Source organism: Pseudomonas sp. FME51 (genome assembly GCF_014897305.1).
Map to the genome: position 1 here is coordinate 1 of NZ_JABUYN010000014.1, position 17,023 is coordinate 17,023.

The following is a 17,023-nucleotide window of genomic DNA, read 5'->3' on the forward strand; positions in this document are numbered from 1 at the left end:
CGCTGCCTTCGGCAGCTGGGACGCCGCTACGCGGCGCCCATGCACATCCACGTTAGGCTAAAAAGAGAACAAAAGTGGATATAAGCATTTACTTAATATTTCTTGTCACTACGGTGATGCTAATTTTAGTGCCCGGTCCGGCTGCAATCACAGTCGCAGCCCAGGGGGCTTCGCATAACTCTCAGCGAGCATTCTTTGGTGTGTTTGGTGTGGCAAGCGCCGATGTCTTATTTTTCGCTTTGTCGGCTACAGGTATCGCCTCGCTAATACTTGCTTCCAACCTAATGTTCTCAGTGATTAAATGGTTCGGTGTGGCCTACTTGCTCTATCTTGGCATCTCGGCCCTATTCAGCAAATCGGGAGTAATTAAGCTTTCGGCAGAAAGAAAAGAAAGCACTCGAAAAAAACTCTTCTCACAAGGATTAGTAGTCCAGCTAGCTAACCCGAAAGCGCTTATGTATTTTACAGCGCTACTTCCACAGTTCATTGATCCGTCGAAGCCTGTGCTGTTTCAAATGCTACTTATGGGCGCGTCTTGCTTATTAGCTGATATTGTTGTGTACAGCGTATTCAGTCGGTTAGGCGATCGCATAGCAAAGCAACAACTTCAATCGTGGGTCACAACACTTATCAATAAGGCAGCAGGTATCACGCTGATATCAACTGGCATCAAAATGGCTTCATTGGAATATGGAAAATAGCCTAACAAATAGCTCCACCGGACAAAATACTCGCTGCGCTCGCATTTTTCCTGTGAGCTAGGCGTTAGGCATACAGAAATAGGGGCTTTCATGAAAATAAAAATATTAAATATATTAATTATTTTTTTGATAATAAGTGGTTGTGGTTATCAAAGTTTTGATGAATGTGTGTTATCTGAAATGAAGGGCCAACAGGTATCGATGAAAAGTACTGCAGAGAAAGTATGCGAACGAAAATTTCCGTATGAAAAGGAGATTTATTCATTTCGCGATGGTGGGTTTAATTTGGTGTGGAGTAAAACATTATTTAACTCAATTGTAATAGAAGCAAAAGAAAATGAGACAGACTACAGGATTACCAAAGCAAAGATGAGGTTTTCGGAAAAATCTTGTGATGAATCAAGGGTGCAAGATTATAACAATATTTTAGTTTTTGAATTTGGTTCAAATGGAAGATCAGAAGCCTATACAGCAAAGGCTCGTCAATTTAAATGCATGCGAACTGATTCAGTTTACGGAGTTATTGATTAATTCCTAACAAACTGCAAAAAATATAGGCCCGGCAAAAAAACTGCCGCGATTGGAATCGCTGCGCTCGCCGTTTAGCAGGGAGTTAGAACCACAGAAATGACACCAACGAAATCCTGTCCCGTGGTTCTTCGCAATCGTGAAGAGATAGAAATTCTTGCATTTCAGCATCCGATTGCTGGCCTTCAATTAGTAAAAGGCACAATTGAGCCGGGCGAAAATCCAAGGGAAGCCGCAGTGCGCGAACTCGCGGAAGAAGCCGGCATCCTGGCAGTAGAAATTACATCTGATCTAGGTCTTTGGAAATCTGACTACCAAGACCAAATCTGGTCATTTCATCTATGCAAGGTTGCGCACGAAACTCCTGATAAATGGGTTTATCACACTGCCGATGATGGTGGACATGATTTCAATTTTTTCTGGAACCCTCTTGCCAAGCCAGTAAGCTCAGAGTGGCATGAGGTTTTTCAGGGGGCGTTGGCGTTCATTCGCACAGCCCTAACCATTCATTCCAGCTGACCCGCTAAAGCGGGCCGCTGAACTCAGCGTTAGGCTTTTCGTATGGAGCTAAACCAAATATCCGTTCCGTCACTTGAAGATAGCCCTGTTCAGGGGATATCAAGAGGGTTAGTGTACTACGTCCATACGGGACGAAATGCTTGGCATAGTACATGGGTAACGCAGTATTACCCCGGGTGTATGCATTCGACATTAGAGTCAGCAAAGAACTACGCAGAAAAGCGAAGAACAAGAGGTACTGTTTTCTATATCAGACAACTGCCTTGCCTGATATTCCGAAGCCGCAAACAGACTATTTTGGTGACAGAAATTAACAATAGAAATCCTCTGTCTGGGTATTCCGTAAATGCAACAACAGAAGAAGTTGCTTATGGATATAAAAAAATTGAGGGTGCCTTAAATAATTATTTAAAAGTAGGCTCCCCCTTAAATGGAGTGGCAATGTCATTCTTACCCAATAGTCGTTTCTGGAATGTGAGACCTAGCCCTAGAGACTCTATCATAATCTTGGGTTCAACTGATCCGTCTATTCCCATAGAGAAGGTGAGTTCAGATAATCTGCATGCTTACAAGTCGTTCTCACATGGGGGTAATTACTATTTAGGTTGGTCATCAATCGAATCAGAGATAAAAAGACTGGCCGTTTTACAGCTCTACCGAATGGCCAAGCCTAACAAATCAAGCAAGAAGGACGCGCAAAAAGTGCGCGCCTCTTCTTGAGGCGTTAGGTGATCCATGCTGACTCGTTATCCCGATCAGGCTCGTACGCGAAAAGGTTTCGCATTAGTCGGATTTATTTTCCTGTGTTTTGGTGTTGTCATGTGTTTTGTCGGATCAGTATTTGGAGCGATCATTGGATTGGTTATCGGTAATATTCTGGTAGTGCCATGCTTTACATTCAGCCATTTAGCATTCGTGAAATACAAAAAAGCGCTGTCTTGGCTAGGTACGTTCGGAAGCTTGTAGTGAAACCTAACAAGCGGCCACTCGCTGTGCTCGCTGGGACGCTGCTGACGCAGCGCTCCTTAACCTGAACGTTAGTCCCGGAAGGATGAGAGATGGCATTGAACGACGTTGATCGGAAGCGGGCCGAAAAGTTAGTAGGCGCCTTTATCGAGAAGCTCCGTCCGCCGCCACACATTCGGCCAGAGCTTGATCTCGGCTTTCGAGTTGAGGGCCAAAGCGTGGAGATCTTCGAGATCCGCCCGGTTTGGCAGGCTCCCGAGCAGAAGGTGGAACATGCGGTAGCCAAGGCCACCTTTGTCAAGACACAGCAGGTCTGGAAAGTGTATTGGCAGCGGGCGGATCTGAAGTGGCACTCATACCCACCTGCACCGGAAGTTGACTCGCTGGAAGAGTTCCTGTCGTTGGTGGAGAAGGATGAGCATGCCTGCTTCTTCGGCTAGAGCGCCGAAAGTGAATCCGAGCTTGAAGAACAACAAGATCAAGAGCCTAACCAGGGCATGGAGTGCGACGGCTGCTACGCAGCCGCGCCTCATGCCAAAACGTTAGCTGCTAGGAGATTCGCCGTTTGGATAAACGATCCTTAGTTCTTGTCACCATTACTACCTTTCTCGCATTCCTCGTTCTCCTTAGCGCGGGCATGAGTCTTTCAACACAAGATGACGTTCGTACTCTTGAGGGGCGTGTCGATGATGTTGAGTACAGCGTTGAACGTCTACGGAACGACTGAGGGCACATAAAATGAAAGACTTCGCACGGTTTTGGTGGCGAGCATCAACTTTTACGGTCGGGGTTGCACTGTCCCTGATCGCTCTATGTTATCTCGTCAGGTTCTATGACTACGGTCTTGATTTCGAAGACGAGTACGCTTGGCTGTTTGCAGTGTTCTTTCTCATTGGGTTCCCGACACTGCTTTACGGCATGAAGAAGCTCAGCGAGAAGTCGTAACAGAAAAGCGACGGATAGCTGACTAAGCGCAAAAAAACGCAAGAAGCAGCTAACAAGGCATTCAAGCTCGCTCGTTTCACTCGCTGGAACTGGCTTACCGCCAGCCCCTTAATTTCGCGTTATGTGCAAGGAGAATGATTTTGCAGTGGTATAAATACCTTCCAAAAATACATGCTGAATCAATGGTTGAAGATGGCTGCGTTAAATTGGGAATTCTTTCTGGCTACCAAGACGTAGAGGCGCACGGTGAAGCTGTGGGTGACCCAGATGAAAACACTAGAACAATCTATTCACATGACGAACATGTCAAGACAGACCCAAAGCAGCTAAACCCACTCGAAAGGCAGTTCTTCGATTTCGGTAATGCGGAAATAGAAAATTTTCATTTTTCTAATAATCGTATTGAAATAAAGAATCATGATGACGATTTGTTGGCATATTGCACATCAAGACCATTTAACATAAATGCGATGAGGAAAATGAGCGAGGAAAATATAAAGGCTGGGAATGATGCTTATGATGCGTGCGTTGAAATAACTGATCATATAGGCTTTATTCAAGCACTATGTGATTTCTTAGAGAATGAACATGGCATTAGATACAAAGGTCATGGGGATTGTTTTTATCGAGAACGTTTAATTCATTGGACCCAGGCTCATAATACAGCAGCGTGGAATATTAAGGATAAAAAGTACTCATATCAGAAGGAATGCCGAATTGTGTTCACTCCACCTTCGAGTTTTTCAGAAAAATCGTTGATAGTAAATGTTCCAGAAATTAAAAAATTCTGTCGTTTGTATGATTTAAGCGCATAACAAAGCAATGTTGCGGATTCGCTTCGCTCACCGCAAATTGCGGCGTTAGCGCGCATTCGGGATCTCGGGGGAAGACCATGCACGATGTTCTTGACGCCATCAGCGCTCGGATAAAGGCGCCATATTTTGGCTATGCTCTACTGGCGTTCATAGCGCTCAATTGGAGGGGCATATTTCTACTCACGGTGACGAATGGAAGTCCTCAAGAGCGCTTGGCTGCATTTGATGCACAAACCAGTGCTTATAGCCTGATTGTACTTCCGCTGCTCGTGGGCGGGCTTGTAACACTTGTATCCCCCTGGGTTCGGCTTGGATTCGGCTTTCTATCAAAGCGTCCATTCGAACACATCGACAACCTTCATCTCGACTCAGAGCATAAGAAGACGATACGGAAGACTCAGCTCGAACAATCCAGGTCTGCTTTTTTCGCAAGCAGGGAGTCTGAGTTGATTGAGCGAGCAAAAAGGGACGAGGAGGTTCTTGAAATTGAAGACGAGCAGCTTAAGGAAAAGCTAAAGAAAGAAATCGATGCGCTTCGTCGCGAAAGAGAAAAAATGTCGGTCGATCTAAGTGCACATGAGAATGATGTTCGCGTGTCGGCGCAAGAGCGGGAGATCTTGAAGGCTGCCGCGCAAGACAAGTCAGGTAGCATCATGAGGATGAGCTACATCGGCGGACGCACCATTCAAGCAGGTGGCCTGACCTTCGGAGAAGAAAGTAGTCGAGACTTCGCAAAGTACGACTCTGCTCTCAACGATCTAGTATCCAAAGGCTTTGTGTCAGAGGTTGGGCACAAAGGAGAGATGTTTGAGCTCACGCATGCCGGATGGCAACTCGCAGATGCGCTCTAACAGTTCATTCAAGCCGACGCCGCTTCGCGGCGCGGCTTAATTCAAGCGTTATATGCTAAGGAGAATTACATGAAGTTTCGTTTTGTCATTATGGTTTCATTCGTTGTTCTATCATTGTCTGGATGTGCAACATCTTCATATTCTGTAGGTGAGAGTTTTGCTAGTGAAAATGTGTCACAAATTATTAAGAATGAAACCACCAGTGAAGAGCTGGTTGTGCTTTTGGGAGAGCCCTACACTAAAACTGTTCTATCTGCTTCAGATGAAAAATGGATATATATGCACTCTGAAGGCACAGCAAAAGCACAAAGTTATATAGTATCAATGGATGTTAAAACGACTGGAACGCAAAAAATGCTAGACGTGCTGATTTCCGACGGGGTTGTTGTAAACTTTGCGTATACAGAAGGTCAGAATCCTTACAATATGCAGATTAATTAGAAAGCATATAACAAGACGCTTAAGTTTGTTCCGGCCTTCGGCCTCCACCGGACGCCCCTATCAGGGGGCCGCTTAGATTGGCGTTAGGATACCGAGTTACCCACAACGAGTAGACACCTTCTATAGTTAGGTAGCCCCTAGCAGGAGGTGTGTCATGACCAAGAAACGACAGGCATATACCGAGGAGTTTCGCAGGGCAGCGATACGTTGATCGGAGCAGCCAGGCAGAACCGCAGCATCCGTAGCCAAAGAACTGGGACTGCATCCTGGTCAGGCTACAACTGGCGACGGCAGTTCACCCGACTGTCCGAGAAGCAGTTCAACAGCGTCGATGGCGTCGATTACTCCAAGAAGGAATCCGCAGAGGTCCGACGTCTAAAGCGTGAATTGAACGACGCCTTGAAGGAAAACGAATTCCTAAAAAAGGCTGCGGTGAGTTCAACCGGTCAGTGCAACTATTTCGTTTAGTTTCTCAGCTGGTGATAAGTATCTCAACGTTTTCCGTGGGCGTTGATTCAATCGCAAGGCTATTTCATCCAGCTGCGCTTGTGTCCATCCTGATAAGTCTGTGCCCTTGGGGAAATACTGGCGCAGCAAACGGTTGGTATTCTCGTTGCTGCCTCTCTGCCAAGGGCTCTGGGGGTCACAGAAGTAGACCTGAACGTCAGTGGCTACAGTAAATTTTTTGTGGCCACCTAATTCGCCGCCTCGATCCCAGGTTAACGTCTTTTTCAGAGCTGCAGGCAGTTTGTTAACCTCTCTGCAGAGAGCGGACACAACGCTCTCTGTATCTTTTCCGTTGACCTGTACGAGCATTGTGAATCGCGACTGGCGCTCCACCAGCGTGGCAATATGCGAGTTCTTAGATCCCGAGATCAAGTCACCTTCCCAGTGGCCGGGTACTGCACGATCTTCTACTTCAGGCGGACGCTCCCGAATAGAGATGGCATCAACGATACTTGTCTTTCGCTCCGTCGCCTCTGTGGTCGAATGCTTTGACCTTCGCATCCCTCGTCGAGAACGCAGGTGCTTTACCAGCTCTTTTTTCAGCACACCTCTGGCCTGGACAAATAAGCTGCGGTAAATGGTTTCGTGGGATATCTGCATCGCTGAATCGTCCGGGAATTGGCGCTGAAGCCAACCTGATATTTGTTCAGGCGACCAGTCTAGCTGAAGCTTCTTCGCTACAACTTGCTGAAGCACTTGGTTTTCAGCCAGCAAACACTGTTTGGGCCGCTTCGCTTGATCCCATGCTCTTTTATCAGCGGTGTTTGCACGATATTTTGTGCGACCACCGTTACGACCAACCTCCCGGCTTACTGTCGAAACGGATCGGTCAATCAATTTGGCTATGTGCCGCAGCGAAAGCCCGGCAGACAATCCCCGCGAAATCTCTTCTCGCTCCGACAGAGAAAGAACGAGATCGGACCGCGTCCGATTTGGAGGCGAGATACCACCATGAATGGCTAACACGCCGCTGATGGAGCCTGCGTGTTTACCCAGCGCTCGGCCTATTTCACTCAGAGACTGTCCTTTTCGCCATCTAAGCCAGAGCTCTCGCTTTTGTGAAGCTGAGAACCCGCGCGCCTTCATCGTTGCCATGAGTGAATGCCCAGTTTTGTGATAAATGCAGTATGTTGCATTCACCAGTTGAACTCACCGCGGCGTACTTCGCGAAGCTCCAGGAGTGAAGTACGTGGTCATCGCAGAGTATCTGGGGCAGTACCCGGTTACGCTGATGTGCCGTGCACTGAACGTCTCCCGCTCTGGATTCTATAAGTGGCACAACCGTAAGCCCTCCGCTAGGCAGCTACGGCGCGAGCAGATCGAAGGCAAGGTGGTTGGGCTGTTTGCAGAGTACAAGGCCCGCTATGGCGCGCCCAGGCTGGCTTATGAGTTGAAAGATGCTGTTCGAAGAACTTTGTAGCCAACATCATGCGCTACCGCGGAATCCGGGCTCGAAACGGGAAGGGCTTTCACTACCGCCCGGCCAGTCCGACAATGATCAACGTGGAAGAGAACCGGCTGCGGCGTCGCTTTCACGCAGAAACCCCAAACCAGAAATGGGTAACGGACATCACCTACATCTGGGTCAAAGGCAGCTGGGCATACATGGCCACCGTCATGAACCTTTATTCTCGAGCCATCGTTGGCTGGAAGCTCGATACTTCAATGACCGAGAAGCTGGTATTGGATACGCTCACGATGGCCTTCTCACGCAGAGAAGTTAATCCTGGGCTGATCATCCACTCAGACCGCGGAGCTCGGTGAAGTATCTGGATCTGGTCAGATCAAGCGGCTGTCTACCCAGCATGAGCCGTCAGGGTAACTGCTGGGATAATGCGGTAGTGGAGTCCTTCTACAGCCGTCTCAAGGTAGAGCTGATCTACGCTGAGCAATATGGGTCGATGGAAGAAGTCCGATCCGGTATCTTCGAGTACATTGAGATCTTTTATAACCGCAAACGACGACACTCTGCTCTCGGCAATATCAGTCCAGCAGAGTTTGAGCGCAGATGCGCATAACAGTGTCTACTTTTTGTGGGCAGGACCAGAACACGAAAAATGCGAGCACACCATTTCGGTCGGCGCTGGCGAAGCATTTTACGAGTTACGGTTATTCAAGAAGAAGTGAAACGATGCCAGTCGACCGGAGGTGTTCTTTTTGTCGATGCAACAGAGCAGGTTACCGGTGCGCGGATCGAGATGCGTGCCAAGCCCAGTCAAATAAGTGCAAGAAACCTTCCCCATTTTTCAGGCCTTGGCGCCAGAGGGGGGGGTACCACCTTCCGGCCTCTAGAAAGGCTATCATCTGTCCCATTCAAGCTCGCAAGAGGGGAAGGGTATATGTCGCTAAGTCGTTGGTTTTTATTTGCTTTATTGGTGGCGGTGCTGGCGGGTTGTCAGTCGGCGTATTACGGCGCAATGGAGAAAGTGGGTGTTCACAAGCGCGACATCATGGTCAATCGCGTGAAGTCGGTCCAGGAGGCGCAGACTGATGCCAAGGAACAGTTCGAATCCGCCCTGGCGCAATTTCGATCCATTATCCAGATTAAAGACCAGGACTTGGCAGCACGCTACGACAGGTTGAACGACGAATACGAAGACAGCAAAGCTGCCGCTCAGTCAGTGACCAAGCGCATCGATGCGGTCGAAGACGTGTCCGAGGCCTTGTTCGATGAGTGGGAGGAAGAAATCGAGCTGTACAGCAATGCCAACCTCAAGCGCCAGAGTGCAGCGAAGTTAAGTCAGACTCGGCGGCAATATCAGGGGCTCATCAAGGCGATGCGTAGCGCAGAGAGCCGCATGGAGCCCGTATTACAGGCCTTCCAGGATCAGGTACTGTTTCTGAAGCATAATCTGAATGCGAGAGCCATTGACTCGTTACAAGGTGAGCTGGGGACGATAGAAACAGATGTCGCTCAGTTGATCAGGGAAATGGAAAAGTCCATTGCTGAATCAGAGGCCTTTATCAGGAGCCTCCAGGATTAAAAGCAGGATCACCTTTCATGCAGGCGCTGGAGCCAACCTCACTCCAGCGCCCTTGGGCTGGCCTTAAGGCCACACGCTAAACGTTAGCTCTGAGGTTTGATCAGGAACTTCTCCCCGGTAGCCTGTTTGCCGTACACCGAGAGCGCATCCAGCTGTAACGCACCGGCCAGGGATACTTCGTGGGTGTAGTGGCTGGCGAAGGTGGTCTTGATTTCGGCGGCTATGCGCTTGCGCATGGCGGCGGCGGTGTCCTTACCCAGTTTCCCCAACGCATTGAACAGCAGGAAGCCGTTTACGCCCCAGGCAAAACCAAAGGTGCGGTTGAGCGTGATGGGGCCACGGTCCAGGCCGCCATAGATATACACCTGCTTGTAGATATCAGATCCGTACACGCTGTATTCAGTCATGTTGCGCGAGACGGCGGCTTCCATGCAGGTGAGGATGTTGCTGGTCAAGCGTCCGCCACCGATAGGGTCGAAAGCGATGGTCGCGCCGGTGTCGATAAGTGCCTGGGTCAGGTCTGCCATAAAGCTGTCGCTGCTGGAGTTGACCACGTATTTGGCACCCAGGTCGCGCAACAATGCTTCCTGTTCCGGCTTGCGGACGATATTGACCAGGTCGATGCCGTCGGCGATGCAGATGCGGTTGAGCATTTGTCCGAGGTTGGAGGCGGCGGCCGCGTGGACGATGGCCTTGTGACCTTCGGCGCGCATGGTTTCTACCATAGCCAGTGCAGTAAGCGGATTAACAAAGCTGGAGGCGGCTTCGACTGCCGTGGTACCCGGCTCCAGTTCCAGACAGCTTTGAACATTGGCACACAGATATTTGCGGTAGCTACCACCGCCAATGAAGGCAACGGTTTTGCCCATCAGGCTTTGCGCAGCAGCTGATGAGCCAGCCGCGACGACTGTACCGGCGCCTTCGTTGCCTACGGGTATAGACTTGCCAACCCGTTTTTTAACGGCACCCATGAACTTGGCCGGGACCTCGGCACTGATGACCGGGCGATCGGCGCTACCGGATTGGCTGGCGGTTGTCATATCGGCCGCGCTGAACATCACTCCGAGGTCAGACGGGTTGATAGGGGCGGCCTCGATGCGGATGACCACTTGGTTCTCGCCCGGCTGCGGGATCTCAATCTCGCGCAGGGCCAGTTCCAGTTTGTTGTCTTCGCTAATGGTCGAAGTGAGTTCGATGTTGGTATCTGACACTTTGTTCTCCTGCAAAGGTTGAGTGGTCTGGTATTTCGCTAACCGGTGTTACCGCACAAGATGCGGAGCAAGCCCTTAGCGCTTGCGTGATCCGCCGCTCCGCGGCTACAAATCGGCACGTGTGCCGAGCGTTACAGCATTAAAGCAACATAGCAAGATTCGGGTCGGCAAGCTCGAATCGGCCTCTTAGTATTGTTTCTGTTCCGGTTAGATCCCCATCCATCAAGAACAGAGTCAGAGAGGTCAACTATATGAGTACCCTCGAAAATAAAGTCGCTATTGTTACTGGCGCCAGTGCAGGTTGGTCGTGAGTCGGCTACACGGCAGGTATGCCGGGAATGGCGGCATATGCAGCTAGCAAGGCAGGGCTGATTGGCCTGATCCAAGTGCTTGCATCTGAGTATGGTTCCCATAACATCCGGGTGACGCGCTTCTGCCAGGTGGAACTGATACAGCGGCGGCACAGGAATTTGCGGATACTCCTGAGGCGAAAGAGTTTGTATCCAATCTTCACGCGCTCAAGCGTATCGCGCAGCCTGAAGAAATTGCCCGATCAGCGCTTTACCTGGCTTCCGATGCTTCCAGTTTTACTACTGGGTCAGCGATGCTGGTAGATGGCGGCATATCCATACATCGTGTCTGAGAGGCGGTGCCATATGTCAGACTATGACCGAATCGCGAGCGCTATGACTTATCTTGTGAATAGGGCGTCTGATCAGCCCAATTTGGAGGAAATAGCCGCCCATGTGCATTTGAGTCCTTATCATTTTCAGCGGCTCTTTTGTCGTTGGGCAGGCACGACACCGAAGCGATTCTTGCAGGTCCTCACATTGGAGCGAGGTAAAGGATTGCTGGATAAGTCTTGTTCTCTGCTCGACGTCTCACATGAACTTGGGTTAAGCGGCAGCTCAAGGTTGCATGACCATTTTGTGCAGCTGGAAGCAGTCACGCCTGGGGAATACAAGAATCGAGGAAAGCAGCTAAAAATAGAGTACGGCGTACATTCCACCCCGCTGGGGGCCCTGTTTGTGGCAGTGACCCCGCGTGGTGTGTGTCGGGCGGGATTCATGGACTTCAACAGCAAGGACGAACTACTGGATGACCTTCGCATTGCTTGGCCATTCAGTTCAATCACGGAAAGCACCTCGTCTACGCGCCATGTTATCGACGCTATTTTTAGTGGCAATGCCGGCTCCAAGGAGGGTCCGCTTTCGCTCCATGTGGCAGGGACCAATTTTCAGATCGCCGTGTGGCGTGCGCTGCTGAAAATACCTCCGGGCACCGTGGCTAGCTATGGCCAAATAGCAGAGTCATTGGGCGCCTCCAATGCTGCAAGAGCCGTCGGTAATGCCATTGGTTCAAACCCGGTCGCTTTGCTGATTCCCTGTCACCGGGTTATACAGAAAAGTGGCGCGCTTGGTGGATATCGCTGGGGTCCCACAAAGAAACTGATGGTACAGACTTGGGAAAGAATGCAGGATGAGCCGCCTAACAATCCGTTTGAGCCGCCTCCGCGTCCCGACGGGCCTTAACTCAAGCGTTGAGGCCCGACTTACATGCTCCCTTTATCCACTGCACCTGAAGCGGTGTTGTCGATCAGCACGCCACTTGCTTGCGCGGTGTCTTCAAGCTGCACATCCAGCGCCCGCTGGCCAGAGTGACTTGTGGGGGTGAGCTTAGGCGAGCTGCGGTGGCCCACTCCCCGATGACAGCATGGACATGGTCACCATCACGACGCTGGGGTGCACTGCTACAACCCCAAGTACTCTGCTATCAAAAATGCTTCACCCTTGCCTTCATACTTACCGAAATAGCTGACCGGTTCGCGGGCATCGTCTTCGATATAACCCACCTCGCAATCAATGCCATATTGCTCGGCCAGCTTGTTGAACAGGTCCACTGGGAAATTAAGGTGAATGTTTTTCGTCACGGGCTGACTTATTCCCAGCTGCCAGTCTTCGCAATCGTCGCTCTCGCACTCGTTGATCAGCGTGACATTGTTGGCCGCATTGGCATCAACATATGCCTGCAAGGCCGCTTGCAGCTCCGGCAGGTTCTGCCTCAGTTTTTTCTCTCGCTTTTCTTCAAGGCGGTCGCAGGCGATCAGCAGGTATATAAGCATTTGAACTGTCCGGGTTGAAATTTGTGGCTACTTTACCATAGGGGCTTTGGTTTCCATGGCTGGCAAACCTTGGGTTCCTGAGGGACTTCTTTCCGGGAGGGGGTACCGTCAACTGGCTGGAGACTGCTTCATGCAAATCGTTGTGTTAACCCTGACATTTTCACTCCCAGGCTGTCGCTCGCTGAAGGAGAAGCGCCAGCGAATGGGTGGGATTCACGAGCGCTATGGGCGTAACCCTGCGGTGGCCGTTTGTGAAAGTGGTGATCGCGAACGACTGGATGCAAGTGAATGGACTTTCGTTGTGGTAGGCACCTCGTCACAGGAACTGGACTCGCTGTGTAGCGAGATCGAAGACCGGATTCAACGTACAGTCGAGGCCAGGGTGACGGATGTGGTTCGTGAACGGTTGTAGTGGTGCAGGTACTTGGCAGAGCAAGTATCTCAGCACTTGGCCAACACCGCCTTGAGCCGCTGAACCGACAGCCGTGCCTCCTCTGCAGTTGCAAAATTGGCGAACCCCATCAGCAAACCTCCCTGCGATGAGTTGCACATCTGCCAGTCGCTCAAGGCATGAACCGCGAGCCCGCTGGTTTGGGCCGCTTCCGCCAGGGCCCTGTCATTTTGCTCGGTGCGCAGATGCGCGAGGACATGGATGCCGCCCGCCTGTGGCTGGATATACAAGTGCTCTCCCATCTCCTGTTTCAACGCATCAACCAGATAGCCCCGCCGGATGGCGTATAAGGCTCTCATCTTGCGCAGGTGCCTGCCAAAGTGACCCTGTTCCATGAAGTCAGCCACCATGGCTTGGGGCAGGATGGAGCCTGAGCCGGAGCGGTGGTTCACCGCATCCCTGAACTGACCGATTTGAGAGACAGGGACCACCAGATAGGCCAGACGTAAACCGGGAAACAGCACTTTGCTGAAAGTGCCGGTGTAGAGCACTCGCCCATCGCGATCCAGGCTTTTCAGCGCGGGCAGGGGCCGGCCGTGGTAACGGAACTCGCTGTCGTAGTCGTCTTCGATAATCCAGGCCTGGCGATGGTTCGCCCACTCCAACAGCTCCAGCCGTCGCGGCAATGACAAGGCGACACCCAGCGGGCTTTGATGGGTCGGGGTGACGACGGCGAAACGCGCATGGGGTGCCCGGCGCTGACCAGCCGCCACGTTCAGACCTTCCTCATCGACCGGCACCGGCTCCAGGCGCATCCCCGTACGCTCCAGGAACTGCCGGGCGAGGATGTATCCCGGGTCCTCGTACCATCCCAGGTCACCCGTCTTCAATAGCGCATGACATACCAGTTCCAGCGCTCCCAGATAACCTGTCGTCACGAACACCTGCTCGGGCGAACAGGCAATCCCGCGTGAGATTCCCAGATAAGTCGCAATGGCACGCCGCAGAGGTTCATAGCCTGCTGGATCGGGGTAGGTCATGGCTGTGGTCTGCAGCGAGCGCATGGTGCGGCCAGCCAGGCGCGACCAGGTCTTTCGTGGGAATGCATCCAACGCCGGCAAGCCGAGCTGAAACGGCAGTACTTCACTGGATATTGCATGCAGTGCCGGTGATGCAGGAGCGGGAGGCTCTGACAGCTTGGCATGATCTGCGGCCAGGCTTTCCAAGCGGGGCGAGATGACGGTTCCCGCGGCACCACGCGTCACGAAATAACCTTCGTTTGCCAACATCTGATAGGCCATTTCGACCGTGCCACGCGCCAGCGTCAACTCACTGGCGAGGTTGCGCACGGACGGCACGCGGTCTCCAGGACGGAGTTTGCCCGCAGCAATCGCCTCCCGATAGCGCCGATACAACTGCAGATAGAGCGGTACGCCCTGTTCCTGGCTCGGTCTGAGGTGCTGCAAGTCCATATCGAATGCCCCATTAAATTAGTCAATTCTTGCACCTACCTGCTAGGTCATGATTTTCCTACAGTACTGTCCATGCAACAAGGATCTTCACCTGAGGAAAATCTACATGAGTACCCCAAAACGTTTGCCCTATCACACCCTCTCTCCCGAGGCCTATCGCGGGCTCGGTGCTACCAAAGCAGCGCTGGAGAAAAGCAGTCTCGGTATGGAGCTGATCCAGCTTGTATGGCTGCGAATGTCGCAGATCAATGGCTGCGCTTTCTGCCTGGAAATGCATGCGCAAGCACTGCGTGCCGACAACGTTCCAGATGCCAACCTCGACAGCTTGGCGGGATGGCGCGTGAGTGATCGTTTCAGCGAGCGTGAGCGTGCCGCACTGGCTTGGACAGAGGCACTGACGCACGTAGATCGCACGCACGCACCCGACGGGGATTTCGAGCCGCTCAAGGCGTATTTCAACGAGGTTGAAATTTCCGACCTGACCTTTGCCATTGCCTTGATGAGCGCATTCAATCGCCTGGCGATCGGGATGCGTCAGTAAGTATCAGTACACCCCCATAGCCGCCAGGTTCCTGGCGCGCGATTTGATTCAGGAGCATAACGCATGTCGCAACGTATTCTTGTCATAGGTGCCGGTTTTGCCGGTATGTGGAGCGCGCTGGGCGCCGCTCGTCTGCTCGATCAGGCGGGGCGCACCGACGTGGAGGTCGTACTGATTGCGCCAGAACCGGAGCTGCATGTCCGGCCCCGCTTGTATGAGCATAATCCCGAGGGAATGAAGGCATCATTGCAGGACATTTTCCAGGCGACCGGTGTTGCGTTCATTCAGGGGCTGGTCGAGCACATCGATGTGACGAACCAGCAGGTGAACATTGCCGGTACCGGCCTGGATACATCGCGTCGGTCCATCAGCTATGACCGCCTGGTACTCGCTGCGGGCAGCCGGTTGAATTGTCCGCCGATCCCGGGGCTGGCTGAGCATGCATTCAATGTTGACCAGATTGCTGACGCTGCGAAACTCGAGACACATATCCATGGTTTGGCCAGTCGGGCGGAAAGTGCAGGGCGCAATACCGTGGTCGTTGCCGGCGCCGGCTTCACTGGCATCGAGACCGCGGCCGAAATGCCAGCCCGCTTACGCCAAGTCCTCGGTCACGATGCAGCAGTGCGCGTGATCATGATTGAGCGCAATACCGACGTGGGCCCGGATCTGGGTGCCGGTCCGCGGCCAGTGATTACCCAAGCGCTGGCTGAGCTGGGAGTCACTTGGAAGCTCGGCTCCGGCGCTGCTGGCATCGATGCGAAAGGAGTCACGCTCGAGAATGGGGAATATATCGAGGCTGATACTGTTATCTGGACCGCTGGCGCGCGCGCCAGCAAGCTGACCGCGCAAATCCCGGCGCAGCGCGACAACTTCGGTCGGCTTCATGTTGATCGTAATCTGAAGGTCAACGGCCTCGATACGGTCTACGCCACGGGCGACTGCGCCTACGCGGCCACCGATGAAGATGGGAATTACGCAATGATGTCCTGTCAGCACGCCATGAATCTCGGGCGCTCCGCAGGCCATAATGTGGCTGCAGATCTGATCGGTGAGGAGCCGATCCCGTATAGCCAGCCGCAGTACGTGACGTGCCTGGACCTGGGCCCCTGGGGCGCCGTCTACACGGAAGGCTGGGATCGCCAGGTAAAGCTGGCTGGTGCAGAGGCCAAGGCGCTGAAGACGAAGATCAATACCGAGTGGATCTATCCCCCGAGTGGCGATCGCGCTGAAGTCTTTGCCCTGGCGGATCCCAGCCGCATCGTTGTTGCTTGAACGAACAGAGCGGTCTTACCCGATCGCTCTGCTCCTTTCACGAGGCCATGGCCGGAGGTGATATGAACATACTGCTGATTGACTGTAGTCCCAGGCCCAATTCGCATAGCCGGAAATTGTCGGCAGCCATCATTGCGCGGCTGCTCGCCGTGGATCCCGCTGCTCATGTCACTCGCCGTGATCTGGGGCGGGAGCCCATACTGCACGCGGAGACCAGCTACGCCACGGCGATCTCGTCACCTGGGGAGTTGGCAGCGGGGCAGTCGGATAGCGCCGTACGTCTGTCGGAGCAATTGATCCAGGAGGTGGAAGCTGCGGACGTGCTGGTGATTGGTACGCCGATGAACAACTTCACTGTGCCTTCGGTACTCAAGGCCTGGATCGATCAGGTTCTGCGGATGGGCCGCACGATTGGTGCCGCATCCACGGGAGAGAAAATTGGCCTGCTGCAAGACAAGCCAGTCTATATTGGGATTGCCTCCGGCGGTATATTCACAGGTGACCACGCAAAACAGCCCGATTTTCTCATCCCTTACCTGACTGCTGCATTTGGATGCGTGGGCGTAACTTCGTTGCAGTTCTTTCCTCTGCAAGCGACGGCATTTCTCGATGAGGAGCAGCTGAACGCAGATCGGGAAGCTCTGATCTCAACCATGGATACGACGAATATTGGCAGAGCAATACTTGGAGCGGCTCAATGAGCAGCAAGCGGCTCCTGCCGAATGGTGAGTGCGGTAGCCGGGCACTGCAATCG

Annotated in this window: 23 protein-coding genes and 1 pseudogene; 20 read left to right on the forward strand and 4 right to left on the reverse strand. The window is 52.4% G+C overall.

Translation table 11 applies throughout. The features are described 5' to 3' along the window. Positions 1-74: 74 nt before the first annotated feature. From INT39_RS19035 to INT39_RS19075, 9 genes are all read left to right on the forward strand, one after another. Positions 75-701 (forward strand): LysE family translocator, encoded by a 627-nt coding sequence (locus INT39_RS19035; protein ID WP_193075569.1) that lies wholly within the window; start codon positions 75-77, stop codon positions 699-701. A gap of 90 nt (positions 702-791) precedes the next feature. Next, on the forward strand, positions 792-1,232 hold the full coding sequence (locus INT39_RS19040) for a hypothetical protein (protein WP_193075570.1): 441 nt from the start codon (positions 792-794) through the stop codon (positions 1,230-1,232). Between the two features lie 96 nt (positions 1,233-1,328). Beyond that, a complete protein-coding gene (locus INT39_RS19045; RefSeq protein ID WP_193075571.1) occupies positions 1,329-1,748 on the forward strand; it encodes an NUDIX hydrolase in 420 nt (139 codons plus the stop codon). Between the two features lie 300 nt (positions 1,749-2,048). Next, positions 2,049-2,468, forward strand: coding sequence for a hypothetical protein (locus INT39_RS19050; RefSeq protein ID WP_193075572.1), 420 nt, complete (start codon positions 2,049-2,051; stop codon positions 2,466-2,468). Positions 2,469-2,806: 338 nt separating this feature from the next. Beyond that, a complete protein-coding gene (locus INT39_RS19055; RefSeq protein WP_193075573.1) occupies positions 2,807-3,154 on the forward strand; it encodes a DUF3024 domain-containing protein in 348 nt (115 codons plus the stop codon). 298 nt (positions 3,155-3,452) lie between these two features. Next, complete coding sequence (locus tag INT39_RS19060; RefSeq protein ID WP_193075574.1) at positions 3,453-3,659, forward strand: hypothetical protein; 207 nt, start codon at positions 3,453-3,455, stop codon at positions 3,657-3,659. A 140-nt stretch (positions 3,660-3,799) separates the two neighbouring features. Continuing rightward, positions 3,800-4,474 (forward strand): hypothetical protein, encoded by a 675-nt coding sequence (locus INT39_RS19065; protein ID WP_193075575.1) that lies wholly within the window; start codon positions 3,800-3,802, stop codon positions 4,472-4,474. 77 nt (positions 4,475-4,551) lie between these two features. Then, complete coding sequence (locus INT39_RS19070) at positions 4,552-5,325, forward strand: hypothetical protein (RefSeq protein ID WP_193075576.1); 774 nt, start codon at positions 4,552-4,554, stop codon at positions 5,323-5,325. 69 nt (positions 5,326-5,394) lie between these two features. Then, on the forward strand, positions 5,395-5,766 hold the full coding sequence (locus INT39_RS19075; RefSeq protein WP_193075577.1) for a hypothetical protein: 372 nt from the start codon (positions 5,395-5,397) through the stop codon (positions 5,764-5,766). A gap of 438 nt (positions 5,767-6,204) precedes the next feature. Here the strand turns inward: INT39_RS19075 and INT39_RS19080 are convergent, their stop codons facing one another. Next, positions 6,205-7,368, reverse strand: a complete 1,164-nt coding sequence (locus INT39_RS19080; protein ID WP_413468948.1) for an IS30 family transposase — start codon at positions 7,366-7,368, stop codon at positions 6,205-6,207. Positions 7,369-7,462: 94 nt separating this feature from the next. Between INT39_RS19080 and INT39_RS19085 the strand changes: the two genes are divergently transcribed. The 4 genes from INT39_RS19085 (at position 7,463) to INT39_RS19100 (ending at position 9,257) form a co-directional block, all read left to right on the forward strand. Beyond that, the gene (locus INT39_RS19085) at positions 7,463-7,693 is read left to right on the forward strand and encodes a hypothetical protein (RefSeq protein WP_193075578.1); all 231 of its coding nucleotides are present in this window, start codon (positions 7,463-7,465) and stop codon (positions 7,691-7,693) included. A 74-nt stretch (positions 7,694-7,767) separates the two neighbouring features. Further along, the gene (locus INT39_RS19090; RefSeq protein WP_193075579.1) at positions 7,768-8,037 is read left to right on the forward strand and encodes a DDE-type integrase/transposase/recombinase; all 270 of its coding nucleotides are present in this window, start codon (positions 7,768-7,770) and stop codon (positions 8,035-8,037) included. Further along, a complete protein-coding gene (locus INT39_RS19095) occupies positions 8,034-8,291 on the forward strand; it encodes an IS3 family transposase (protein ID WP_193075580.1) in 258 nt (85 codons plus the stop codon). The genes INT39_RS19090 and INT39_RS19095 overlap by 4 nt, the downstream gene beginning before the upstream one ends. A 321-nt stretch (positions 8,292-8,612) precedes the next feature. Next, positions 8,613-9,257, forward strand: a complete 645-nt coding sequence (locus INT39_RS19100) for a DUF2959 domain-containing protein (protein ID WP_193075581.1) — start codon at positions 8,613-8,615, stop codon at positions 9,255-9,257. A gap of 83 nt (positions 9,258-9,340) precedes the next feature. Here the strand turns inward: INT39_RS19100 and INT39_RS19105 are convergent, their stop codons facing one another. Then, positions 9,341-10,468 carry a zinc-binding dehydrogenase gene (locus tag INT39_RS19105; RefSeq protein ID WP_193075582.1) on the reverse strand — a complete coding sequence of 376 codons (1,128 nt, stop codon included), beginning with the start codon at positions 10,466-10,468 and terminating at the stop codon, positions 9,341-9,343. 338 nt (positions 10,469-10,806) lie between these two features. On the opposite strand from INT39_RS19105, the pseudogene INT39_RS23050 reads away from it, so the two are divergent. The 3 genes and pseudogenes from INT39_RS23050 to INT39_RS19115 all read left to right on the forward strand — a co-directional run. Next, positions 10,807-10,851: pseudogene (locus INT39_RS23050) on the forward strand (hypothetical protein); the annotation flags it as partial. A gap of 50 nt (positions 10,852-10,901) precedes the next feature. Then, entirely contained in the window at positions 10,902-11,111 is a 210-nt protein-coding gene (locus tag INT39_RS19110) for an SDR family oxidoreductase (protein WP_413468949.1), read from the forward strand. Between the two features lie 13 nt (positions 11,112-11,124). Continuing rightward, positions 11,125-12,000, forward strand: coding sequence for a bifunctional helix-turn-helix domain-containing protein/methylated-DNA--[protein]-cysteine S-methyltransferase (locus INT39_RS19115; protein ID WP_193075583.1), 876 nt, complete (start codon positions 11,125-11,127; stop codon positions 11,998-12,000). Positions 12,001-12,218: 218 nt separating this feature from the next. Here INT39_RS19115 and INT39_RS19120 read toward each other — a convergent pair whose 3' ends face one another. Continuing rightward, a complete protein-coding gene (locus tag INT39_RS19120; protein WP_193075584.1) occupies positions 12,219-12,590 on the reverse strand; it encodes a hypothetical protein in 372 nt (123 codons plus the stop codon). Between the two features lie 130 nt (positions 12,591-12,720). On the opposite strand from INT39_RS19120, the gene INT39_RS19125 reads away from it, so the two are divergent. Next, positions 12,721-13,002: a DUF503 domain-containing protein gene (locus tag INT39_RS19125; protein WP_193075585.1), complete on the forward strand. Its 282-nt coding sequence runs from the start codon at positions 12,721-12,723 to the stop codon at positions 13,000-13,002. A gap of 29 nt (positions 13,003-13,031) precedes the next feature. Here the strand turns inward: INT39_RS19125 and INT39_RS19130 are convergent, their stop codons facing one another. Then, on the reverse strand, positions 13,032-14,453 hold the full coding sequence (locus tag INT39_RS19130) for a PLP-dependent aminotransferase family protein (protein WP_193075586.1): 1,422 nt from the start codon (positions 14,451-14,453) through the stop codon (positions 13,032-13,034). 106 nt (positions 14,454-14,559) lie between these two features. Between INT39_RS19130 and INT39_RS19135 the strand changes: the two genes are divergently transcribed. From INT39_RS19135 to INT39_RS19145, 3 genes are all read left to right on the forward strand, one after another. Continuing rightward, complete coding sequence (locus INT39_RS19135) at positions 14,560-14,994, forward strand: carboxymuconolactone decarboxylase family protein (RefSeq protein ID WP_193075587.1); 435 nt, start codon at positions 14,560-14,562, stop codon at positions 14,992-14,994. Positions 14,995-15,057: 63 nt separating this feature from the next. After that, on the forward strand, positions 15,058-16,269 hold the full coding sequence (locus tag INT39_RS19140; RefSeq protein WP_193075588.1) for an NAD(P)/FAD-dependent oxidoreductase: 1,212 nt from the start codon (positions 15,058-15,060) through the stop codon (positions 16,267-16,269). A gap of 62 nt (positions 16,270-16,331) precedes the next feature. Further along, positions 16,332-16,970, forward strand: coding sequence for an FMN-dependent NADH-azoreductase (locus INT39_RS19145; RefSeq protein WP_193075589.1), 639 nt, complete (start codon positions 16,332-16,334; stop codon positions 16,968-16,970). The last annotated feature ends 53 nt before the right edge of the window (positions 16,971-17,023 follow it).